We start from the raw sequence: 8,392 nt of genomic DNA, 5'->3' as shown, positions 1-8,392 counted from the left end.
ACTCCAAATCAGAAGGAGGAAAACTATTTTAAGAAAACATAGCTCATTTTCTGTCTAATTATTTGACATTAGTCCATCCTCTCCTTATACCAAAAATAAGGACAAGATTTCTCTTGTCCTTGTAATAATGATTTTATTCTTAGTTCTTCATTTACTTTGTTATATTTCTTTCCTTACAAGTTTCCCCTCCTTATCTCTTTCTACACGAAATTTCTCTACAATTTCTTCCCTACGATAGGGTATTGCGGCTCCTGTATAATTGAAATGTTTATCCAGTTCCATAGAAACAAAATCAAATTCAGAAGTCACAGACCTTTCAGGTACATCTGAACAATATAAACTCACAAATCGATGCCCTCTCAATCTATAAACAATCATTTAATCCTCCAATTTTAATTGATATGATTTTCCATTTATTCAATGCATGGAACCTGACTAACAAACATATTCACGTTCGGTCAATAATTCTCCAAATTGCAGAAGACGCATTGTCTAAACTTTCTCCACAAAAACCATATCCAGTAAAATCCCAAACAATCTCCTCGCCAAGAATTTCTTCTGCTTGACGAACCAATTTATAAAAGACCACTTTACCTCGTGTCAAAAATTCATAGGAATCTTCAAATTGTCCATTCAAACGAACGATAGAATAAGCAATATTTTCGAGTTCCTTTTTATTTTCTTCTGTAAGTTGCTTCATAATTTCTTTTAAACCTCCAGTTTCATTTACTTCAAACTAAAAAGACCTGCCCTCTGACACGTCTTATTTTTATACTGAGTTAAAAAGTCTTTGACTCATCTCTAATTCTATTGGTATTCATAAGAACCTCCTTAATTCATCAAGGGAAAGTCAACCGCGCTGACTAAATACTTCTCTTGTTTGGATATATACATCTAAACTCTATCTCCTTTTAATCCAAGCCCTTCACCAAGCGTTCCCTCTCATAGCCTGTATATCATCCTTTTTCCTAATCCTCCTTTACTCTCATATACTTCTTCTCAATCACAGTTTTGCATAAAATGGTATAATTATCATAAGCTAGGAGGTAAAATGGAAATAAAAGAATTGGTTGACAAAAGCGTTAAAATTCGTAAAAGATACCATGAATTAGAAATAAAAAAACATGGTGAAAAATGGAGTATAGAAGAAGATTTATTAGCGCTCTCTAATGACATTGGAAATTTAAATAGACTTGTGATGACCCGATTTAATCGTTACTATGATGAAACTCCATACTCTTTGGAAGAAAAAATGGCAGAAAATATTTGGTGGTTAATTGAGCTTTCGAACAGACTAGATATAGACATTGAAAAAGAACTAGAAAAATTCTTATCTACAAAAGAAAAAATTTGACTCTATGTTCCACACTATTCACATAGTAATAAATATTACAATGCCTGTATAATCTACAAACAATCAATATATGTTCTCTCCAAACTAAAAGACTTGTCCTCTGACACGTCTTTTTTATACTAAGTTAAAAAGTCTTTGACTCATCTCTAATTCTATTGGTATTCAAAACAACCTCCTTAATTCATCAAGGGAAAGTCAACCGCGCTGACTAAATACGTCCCTGCTTCTTCTTGAACAGAAATTTTTAAAACCTGTGGTGTCACTGAATTGCCATTAAGTTCATAGCTTACTAAGACCATGTACTCCCCTTCTCCTCCCTCATAAATATCTGACGAAGTCACAGAAGACCTCATTTTTATGTCCTTATCCACTTTAACCAAGTACAGTTTCTTTTGTACCTCTGGGCTACAAAAAACCTTTGTGGCTTCATTGCGCTTGTTTTCTGACTCATAGTTATAATAGCTGTAAAGAAAGTCCTTGACGACAGCTTTGGCCTTGTCTGAGTCAAATTCTTCTGAAACAGGCTTTTTTTCCGAAGATTGTGGAGGGGATACCTTTTCCTCTGATGATTGCTTTATCTCTTTTGAAGAGGAAGGTATTATCTTATCTGGCTTTTCAATTTGAGAATTGCCACAAGCTGAAAGCCATAAGAGTGAAGTAACCCCTAATAGCCATATATTTACTTTTTTCATATTTCCCCTTTTTTATAAAAAAAACACCAGCTTCATGCTAATGCTCCTAGTTTCTAGAAAGAATTTCCCTTTCATATTTTCTTCGAATATGTCTAGGAATCTCTAACTTATACATTTTATCTAATTCGATTTTTTCTGCCTTTACTTCAGGAAGGAATTTAATCACCCCTAGTTCAATATATTCATTTAATTCAAGAAAGAACTCACTTCCTTCAAGCTGTAGCCCATTATTTTTTATAGTCGCTTCCATTACTTTACGAACTTCAAGATAATCAGAGTCTTCCATCAAATTTTGAAGAGCAGCCAACTCCGCAACATCCTTAAACTGAATAAAGATAATAATACTATATAACAATGTAGACAACACTGTTATAATTGTCACAACTCCTACAAGTTTTGGAAGCATTGCAGGATAAACAACTTTATCAAACAGGCAAAGCTGAATAGAAGTGAGCATGAGAAAACCAAAAATAAATAATGATTGGAATAGAGACAAAGGAAGCCATACCTTTGTCTCCTTTTCTTCAGTATTCATAACCACTCTCTGCTTTTCTTTATCAATTACAAAACCGTATTTCGAAGTATCGCCCGAAGTGATGCCTCTTGATATGAGTACAAGAAATATCCCCACCATAACAATAGGAAAAAGAGTTTCTACAACAGTATTAAACACTGGACTAGCTCTAAATTGATAATAAAACACATGTGAAAAAGCATCTATCATGCTGGCAGTAATGAAGTTTCCATTTGATATTAAAGAGTACCCATAATTAATGAAGAAGTAAAGAACCATTGCTAATACTTGTAACAATAATGCAAGTATTATTCTACGATTAATCTTGTTTTTTGAAGGCATTTCCCAACCAACTTTAATAGCTGTTATTACCCCACTAAAACTTATCACAACAAAGCTTCCAAATAACATGAATAGTATTAGGCTTAGTATAACATTTTTTAAAATTTCTTTCCCCTCCTTTCCAACTCCTCATGCTTCTAAAGAACACCTTTACTTTTTAGGCGGTATGGCAATACTTGTAATACTGCTGTCCCATGTGCGGTTCATTTTCTGCACAATTTGTACACCACCCACATTTTGTTCATAAGTGCTAAAACTATTACCTTTCACACTACTGATAACCCCTGTATGTCCATAGGGATTCTCACTGGCTGAACCTGCCACAGATCCGAAGCCCCAATTAATTACAGCACCTGCCACAAGATCGCTGGCTTTGGGCTTCATGATAACTTTCCAACCATGAGAAGTGAAACTGCTGAAATTATCTGAGCCAATATTAAAAGCACACAAGCCTTGAAGATGAAAGCCACTGATAGAATGTACATAGTAATCGGACAAGGCATAACACTGCCCAGAACCTACCTTCTTGCCTAAGACTTCATTAAGTAATTTTATATCCCCACCTGATGAAGCAGCCCCGTTAAAATAGACATACCACTGGTTGGCCAGCTGAGAAATCATTTCTATCTTGCTCTGTCCATCCGATAGACTCACCCCCTCATAGTAGAGCGACCAATCTTTGGCGGCTTGGACAGGGTCTTTAGACTTACTCAGTAGGTCCTTCGCCTTAGAATAAGAACCATTCAGCTCATAATCAAGGAGTTTCAACTCATTATCAAGGGTTAAGGTAGACAAGTCCATTCCCTTAATCGAGCCTTCCGCATGTATTCGATTGCCATTAATGAAACTCCCCCAACCCGACCACTGAAAAAGTCCCGCCACTCCTCCTGCAGGGTTAATGGCTTTGGGGTCAAGGTTACTTTCCCGTTGACCAACCGCAAGAGCACCCGAAGCCCCTTCTGGAGTAAAATGCTGTTCTTTCATCAAGTGCTGATAAGTTTTTGTCGCAACCTTTAGGGCTTCCCCCGTCACGGGAGGTGACCCTCCCCCTGTAATCTCTGGAACATCTTCTTGCTTACTTGCCCCAAATAAGCTACTCACAGCCAAAAGAAGCACAAGAAAGCCTAGAAGGCAGAAAGGAAGAAGCGCAGAAAGGAAAAGAAAGATTTTTTTCATATTACCCTCGCGCTCCATTCAAGTCTTCTACAGCTTGAGCCCATGCATTTTCTTGTTCTCTATGAAAGTCCTCAGGCTCAAAATCTCCGCTTTCCTCCTCCTCAAAAGAAAAAGAAGAGAAGTCATCTTCAAAAGAAGGCGTCACACTCTCCCAGTCATAGGCATCCTCCTCTTCTTTTTCTTCTTCTGGCCCTTCGTCTGTATAGGCATGGCGCCAATCGTAAGGTTCTTCTTCTGGGGAGGACTCTTTTTCTTCCTCTTCTCCTTCTTCTTCAGGAAGGACCACAGGAGGCTCTTTTTCCTCCAAAGGCTTGCCCTCCTCCAGCTCTTCTTCTTCAGAAGAAGTGGAGAACCCTTTTTTAAGCTTCTCCATCACACCCAAATGGCGAGACAAGCGTGGCGCAACCATACTTGCCCCTTGAAGCATGAGCTGTGGGTTACCTGTCGCATAACCCAGGCCTGCCAGTGTTCCGGCTTGCGCAAGTTCTTGGACTTTCTCACCTGTTTCATGGAGAGGGTCAGACACTGCACGGACAGACTCCCAAGCCCCTTGGGCGAGGGTCGAACTTCCTGTGACCGTTTGGGTGATCCAGTTTCTTTTTTTCCATAAGAAAATAAGAGCCACTACTTTAAGAATAAAGATACTCGAGAGGGTCACAAGATAAAGCAAGGCATTCATACCCGTAAAGAAAGAAAAAAGATTCCTGCCTTGATGAGGGTTGCCTACCACACTCAATACAATCCAATCAATTTGCGACATGAGGTAAAAAAGAAAACCTACAAAAACAGAAATGAGGGCAGGGGCGACAGACAAGGTAAAACTCTTGCCCAAAAGCTGAAAGAAGGCATTTCTAAAGGGAGGAATAAAGCTTAAAAAAGCCGCCAGAGGCGACAAGACAAGCAATAGGCAAAGAAGAAGGGTGGTCACAGAGATAATGGCATTAATCAGAGCCACAGGAAGAAAATAGACCAAAAGATTACCGTATCCCATGGCAACCGCCATCATTTGATAAGGCAGGGCATCACTGGTATTTTTAAGATACTTTAAGCCTTCCTCCCCTCTTGCCAGATCATCCACATAAGCCTGTGACTGGTTGGCTTTCTTATAGTCAAATGGTGAACCATCAGGCAGACTTCCACTAGGATTGCCTGTATTGGCAAAGTTGGCCGTAGGCTTAAGCACATAATTGACAAAGAAGTCCCCTGTCTCCTCTCCTTTATAGCCTGTCATGGCAGAAGTCACGACATTTTTAAAGCGTTCAGAAGTATCCTGCACCAGATGAAAGGCAATCTCTCCGCCCATCTGTGTCTTGGTCTGTCCGCCTATAGTGACCGTAAAGCTGCTAAAGAAGAAAAACATAGTCATGACGACAGAAAAATAATGCAAAACAGCCTGTCTGAAATTCCCCTTGCCGTTAAAGAACTGGTAAAGCAGGTAAAGCAAGGTTATCGTCACCAACCCCCAAGCCCCTGAATCTTTAGAAATAGAGCCATTACTTCCTCCGATAAAGGATACAAAGATATTTCTTGCGCTAACCAGTGCTTCATGTTGCACACGAGATAGAGGGCCTGAAATGTCTAAAAGCTTGACAATAAAGGTATTGACAATCACACCGAACTTTAAAAAGAAAAAAGGAATATCCACAAGAACCTTAAAAAGCACGTTCCAAATGTTGGCCACCACCTCTACTGGTCCACCACCAATGGTTTCTTTGAACAAATTATATTGCGCAAGACTGCCGATATAGTCCGTGAATTGCTTTTGAAAAGCAGTCATCATCTTCTCCTTTCTTTCCTAAATTTTGGCATAGCGTTTCTCCATCTGAGATTGTTTGTCTTCTTTTACGGGCGCAAGCCAAGCTCCCCATTGAGGAGGTACCTCGACAGACAGACGATTGATATTGCCAAAAACATCATAATACACACATTGTCCCTGATTGGTATTTTGAATCCACTTCCTGTTCTTATCCGTGACAGGTAAGCCCAGAGCTTCCAGAATATTATCCCCTTCCCCATTTTCAAAGAAACAGAAACGCTCTCCAGCACCCGTGGTATCTTCTTCAAACTTCGTATCATTGACCGATTGAGAAATAATCACCAATTTATTATTTTGAGAGCGACCCACACGCTTCATGGTCATCACAAGGCGGCGCCCAATGTTGGATTTCATCAAAACCCAAGCTTCATCGATAAATTCGATCGTTGCTTCTTCATCATTCAGAGAGCCAAAGCGCTGACAAAAGGCACCCAATGCATGCATGAGAATCATGGAGTGGTGTTCATCTTCAGAAATATCTTCAAATTTTGTGTGAGATTGCGGGAGTTCGAGGTTGGCAACTTCTAAAACGGTCGCATGTTCATCAAAAGACAGGCCTTTGGTTTTACCGTCTGAGAAGGCCAACTCTAAAAGCGAGCCATCCACTTTCTCAAAGAGAAACTCTCCAATTTCCTGCACCTCTTCTTTTTCATGATGCCGTAAAAGTTCAAGGACCTGCTTAAAGCCCACAAGTTCCCCCTTTTGTCTACGTTCCACAACTTCCTTTACTGCTTTTGAGATGGCCGTGATATGATTGCCGCTTAAGTGCCCTTTCCCTATCTCATAAAGCATTCCTCTTGCGGTAGCCAAAGCATCTTCTTTATCTAAGAAAATGATAGGGTCAAGCACACCCAGATTTTCCTTATTGTTTCTGTCCAGAGTGACAAAATTGATGGCTTGAATCATCTTCACCACGTCTGAGGGCGTTTTGGGGTCTCTTGCGATTTTTTCCCAATGCTTTCTTAAGGAACGCTTGGGATCGATATAGAGAATTTTCACCCGGTCCATCAAGGCATTCACAAAGATTAAGTTAGCAAGCACTGTCTTTCCTGAACCCGTTGCCCCTGTGATGATGGTCAACAAGTTTTTAGTGACCTTCCCTAAAATCCCCTCCTTATTGGCAAGCATAGGATTATAAAAGACAAAATTAAAAGAAGCACGTAAGGCTTCCTTCAGCGTATCCCATCTGTGATAATTGGTATCGACACGGCCAATAGGAAAACCAACTTCTGAACCACATTTTACGGTTGTGAAAGGCAAAAGTTGTGAAAAGCCTTTCGCATTGGTCACATGCGACCAGAAACGGGTCACAAGGCTCATTTTTTGCCCATACAACAAGCTTTGAAAGAGGTAAGGTTGGTCAAAGCGAGCACGAGACAGAGCTATCCCTAACTCATCACAGACATGCATGGCTGTTTTTACACGGACACGCAAATCTTCTTCGGTTTTAGCCATGACAATCAAAAATGCCCCATATTCAATAAGGGGTTCTCTACGTTCCACATCTTTTGCCATCTTGATTAGGGCATGTTTTCCTAAAACAATACGGTCATACAAGACATTGCCCGATAAGGCGGTTTCTTTCACAATAACTTTCAAACGTGCCAGCGCTGCCTTCATTTTACTTTTAAGCCCTGTCGCACCTCCCACTGTAGGAAACTGTGCCTTAATTTTAAAACCGACAGGAAAGTTAAAGTTTTGGACGATTTCTCCCATATGATTATTGGTGAGGATCCCCCTATTTTTCCCAAGAGGAAGAATAGAAACAAAGCTTTCTCCTTGTTGGGCCACAAATCGAAGTCGTCCCATCACGCTATTATAGAGCATGGTGTCTGTCACATTGATAGTATCCCTTGTTTCCATAACCTCATCCAGTCGATGGGGGATATAAGGTAAAAATTGTAAGCGTTGATAGTAATACGTTTGTTCGCTTGAAAGAGGTACGGCTTTCAGTGATTTTAGCTTTTGAGCCACTTCACTTTCTGCATACAGCCACTCTTTATACCAGTCCGCATTTATTTTTTTCCTTAAACCAAAAGCACGTAAAAACTTATGGACACGTTTTCTCCCTGCTTCTTGGAGTAATTCTCTAAAGGTCATGGCACGTTCTTCTTTCACCAAACGAACCGCAACCAGCCATACATATTTCGAGGGGATTTCTGCTTCTTTGACAAAAGTATGAACCCTCTCTCTCAAGTGGCGCGCCGCAACATCTTTGAAATCCTCATGGCAAGACTCTTTTAACTCCTCCATTTTTTCATCCAATAAAAAGTCTCTTGCAATAAGAGAACACTCAAAGTTTTTATTTGGAAATAGACGACGAACCGCACGTTCTGTTTTATGTTTGACCTCCTCTTTACTTTTATCATCAATCACGGAGGAAGCAAAATATGGCACGGTATAAAAACCAAAAGCCTCCCCCTCTTTTGTTAGAGCAATATTTTCATGAGTACGCTCAATCGGATATTCAAGTTGCATCCCACCCTCTCTTTCTTTTA

At 39.9% G+C, this 8,392-nt stretch carries 8 protein-coding genes; 1 reads left to right on the top strand and 7 read right to left on the bottom strand.

The window, feature by feature from the left end; translation table 11 throughout:
- Positions 1–159: 159 nt before the first annotated feature.
- Complete coding sequence (locus NFR51_RS08965) at positions 160–378, bottom strand: hypothetical protein (RefSeq protein ID WP_251713350.1); 219 nt, start codon at positions 376–378, stop codon at positions 160–162.
- Positions 379–448: 70 nt separating this feature from the next.
- The gene (locus tag NFR51_RS08960) at positions 449–700 is read right to left on the bottom strand and encodes a hypothetical protein (protein WP_202231525.1); all 252 of its coding nucleotides are present in this window, start codon (positions 698–700) and stop codon (positions 449–451) included.
- Between the two features lie 351 nt (positions 701–1,051).
- Here NFR51_RS08960 and NFR51_RS08955 point away from each other — a divergent pair, with 351 nt between their 5' ends.
- Positions 1,052–1,354 (top strand): nucleoside triphosphate pyrophosphohydrolase family protein, encoded by a 303-nt coding sequence (locus NFR51_RS08955; protein WP_202229587.1) that lies wholly within the window; start codon positions 1,052–1,054, stop codon positions 1,352–1,354.
- Positions 1,355–1,530: 176 nt separating this feature from the next.
- On the opposite strand, the gene NFR51_RS08950 is transcribed toward NFR51_RS08955, so the two are convergent.
- The 5 genes from NFR51_RS08950 to NFR51_RS08930 all read right to left on the bottom strand — a co-directional run bounded on the left by NFR51_RS08950 (position 1,531) and on the right by NFR51_RS08930 (position 8,372).
- Positions 1,531–2,046 (bottom strand): EF0163 family protein, encoded by a 516-nt coding sequence (locus NFR51_RS08950; protein WP_251713349.1) that lies wholly within the window; start codon positions 2,044–2,046, stop codon positions 1,531–1,533.
- Between the two features lie 46 nt (positions 2,047–2,092).
- The gene (locus NFR51_RS08945) at positions 2,093–2,950 is read right to left on the bottom strand and encodes a hypothetical protein (protein ID WP_202231706.1); all 858 of its coding nucleotides are present in this window, start codon (positions 2,948–2,950) and stop codon (positions 2,093–2,095) included.
- A gap of 102 nt (positions 2,951–3,052) precedes the next feature.
- On the bottom strand, positions 3,053–4,078 hold the full coding sequence (locus tag NFR51_RS08940) for a phage tail tip lysozyme (protein WP_251713348.1): 1,026 nt from the start codon (positions 4,076–4,078) through the stop codon (positions 3,053–3,055).
- Between the two features lies 1 nt (position 4,079).
- Positions 4,080–5,855, bottom strand: coding sequence for a hypothetical protein (locus tag NFR51_RS08935; RefSeq protein WP_251713347.1), 1,776 nt, complete (start codon positions 5,853–5,855; stop codon positions 4,080–4,082).
- A gap of 18 nt (positions 5,856–5,873) precedes the next feature.
- Positions 5,874–8,372 (bottom strand): ATP-binding protein, encoded by a 2,499-nt coding sequence (locus NFR51_RS08930; protein ID WP_251713346.1) that lies wholly within the window; start codon positions 8,370–8,372, stop codon positions 5,874–5,876.
- Positions 8,373–8,392 lie beyond the last annotated feature (20 nt).

It is taken from the genome of Lactococcus ileimucosae (genome assembly GCF_943193185.1).
GTDB classification, from domain to species: domain Bacteria; phylum Bacillota; class Bacilli; order Lactobacillales; family Streptococcaceae; genus Lactococcus; species Lactococcus ileimucosae.
This window is presented reverse-complemented; position numbering and strand designations above follow the sequence as displayed.

Bases quoted from the DNA above. Each gene is read 5' to 3' on its own strand.
- NFR51_RS08965 (WP_251713350.1), bottom strand. From the start codon at position 378: ATGATTGTTTATAGATTGAGAGGGCATCGATTTGTGAGTTTATATTGT.
- NFR51_RS08960 (WP_202231525.1), bottom strand. From the start codon at position 700: ATGAAGCAACTTACAGAAGAAAATAAAAAGGAACTCGAAAATATTGCT.
- NFR51_RS08955 (WP_202229587.1), top strand. From the start codon at position 1,052: ATGGAAATAAAAGAATTGGTTGACAAAAGCGTTAAAATTCGTAAAAGA.
- NFR51_RS08950 (WP_251713349.1), bottom strand. From the start codon at position 2,046: ATGAAAAAAGTAAATATATGGCTATTAGGGGTTACTTCACTCTTATGG.
- NFR51_RS08940 (WP_251713348.1), bottom strand. From the start codon at position 4,078: ATGAAAAAAATCTTTCTTTTCCTTTCTGCGCTTCTTCCTTTCTGCCTT.
- NFR51_RS08935 (WP_251713347.1), bottom strand. From the start codon at position 5,855: ATGACTGCTTTTCAAAAGCAATTCACGGACTATATCGGCAGTCTTGCG.
- NFR51_RS08930 (WP_251713346.1), bottom strand. From the start codon at position 8,372: ATGCAACTTGAATATCCGATTGAGCGTACTCATGAAAATATTGCTCTA.